1 protein-coding gene is annotated in these 1,566 nt (G+C 68.8%); it reads left to right on the forward strand.

All coding sequences use genetic code 11. The features are described 5' to 3' along the window. Window positions 1-1,377: calcium-binding protein (locus AC1DRP_RS36495; protein WP_476771129.1), on the forward strand; the 1,377-nt coding region annotated here is incomplete at its 5' end. Window positions 1,378-1,566: the final 189 nt, after the last annotated feature.

The following is a 1,566-nucleotide window of genomic DNA, read 5'->3' on the forward strand; positions in this document are numbered from 1 at the left end:
GGTGACGACACGGTCGACGTGACGGCTCTCGAATCGGCCCACCACGTCGTGCTCAATACGGGCGGCGGCTCCGACCATCTGGTTGGCATGCGTGCCCAGGATGAAATGCACGTGACCGGACCAGCTGCAGCCGGCGGATCGACTGGCGGCGGTGGCAGTAATGGTGGTGGTTCCGGAAACGGGAGCGGCAGCGGCTCGGGCAATGAGACCGAGAACGGGGGCGGCAGCAGCTCCGGCAACGAATCCGAGAACGGCGGCGGCTCTGGCTCAGGTAACGAGACGGAGAATGGCGGCGGCTCCGGCTCCGGCAACGAGACCGAGAACGGCGGCGGCGGCGGCACCGGCAACGAGACGGAGAATGGCGGCGGCAGCGGCTCAGGCAACGAGACCGAGAACGGCGGCGGCGGGAGTTGCGGCACCGGCACCGAGACCGGCAATGGTGGCGGAACCGGCCAGACAACGCAGCCGGACGCCGGACTGGTTCTGGTCGGTACGCCCGATGCGGACGTGTTGCTCGGGGCGGCGGGGGCCGACAACCTGATCGGCCAGGGCGGCGACGATACCCTGATCGGTGCGGGCGGCGACGACACGATCTCGGCTGGCGACGGCAACGACTTCGTCGATGCCGGGGAGGGTCGTGACGTGGTCTTCGGCGGGGCCGGCGACGACGTGCTGCTTGGCGGGGCCGGCAACGACCTGATCGATGGCGAGGCCGGCAACGACCGGATCTTCGGTGGCACSGGCGACGACCGGATCACGGCCGGGGCCGGCGACGACACCGTGGTGGCGGGTGCGGGCAATGACGTGTTCGTGGCTGCGATCGGTGACGGCAACGACGTCTATTTCGGCGATGACAGCGACGGCGGCACGGGCATCGACACGCTCGATCTCTCGGCGATCATGGCGAACCTGACGGTCGATCTCGGCAACGGCCTGCTCGGACGCGGCAGCGCGGTCAGCACGGACAGCGGCAGCGACACGCTCTGGAGCATCGAGAACGTCGCGACCGGYKCGGGCAACGACACGATCACGGCCAGYGCSGCGGTGAACGTGATGGAGGGCGGGGCGGGCAACGACACCTTCCGCTTCGAGAGCAAGGAAGCGGCGGATGGCGACACCATCCTCGACTTCGAGCCCGGCGATAAGCTCGACCTSTCCGGCATCGACGCCAATGGCGCGCTCGCCGGCAACCAGAGCTTCACCCTGACCAGCGGCCCGGCCTTCACCGCCACGGCCCAGCTGGTGGTCTCCTACGAGACCCGGGCCGACGGCGACTACACCGTGGTCAAGGGCAATGTCGACGCCGACGGCGATGCCGACTTCCAGATCAACCTGAAGGGCAGTCACACCCTGACCGCCGGCAACTTCGCGCTCTAGAAGCCGTGTCCTCCCGGCCGGCGGACCCMSTGTCCGCCGGCCGCCTTCCTGCCGACTGCTTCTCCTTTTGACGGTTTGCGATCATGGCACCTTCCAAGGCACAGACCTCCGCCCGCAAGCGCGATGCCGCCAGGCTGACGCTCGGCTTCCGCTCCGCCTTCCTCTTCCTGTTCGCGGTCTCGGGGCTGA

The organism is Allobosea sp. 01N443, from assembly GCF_056399325.1.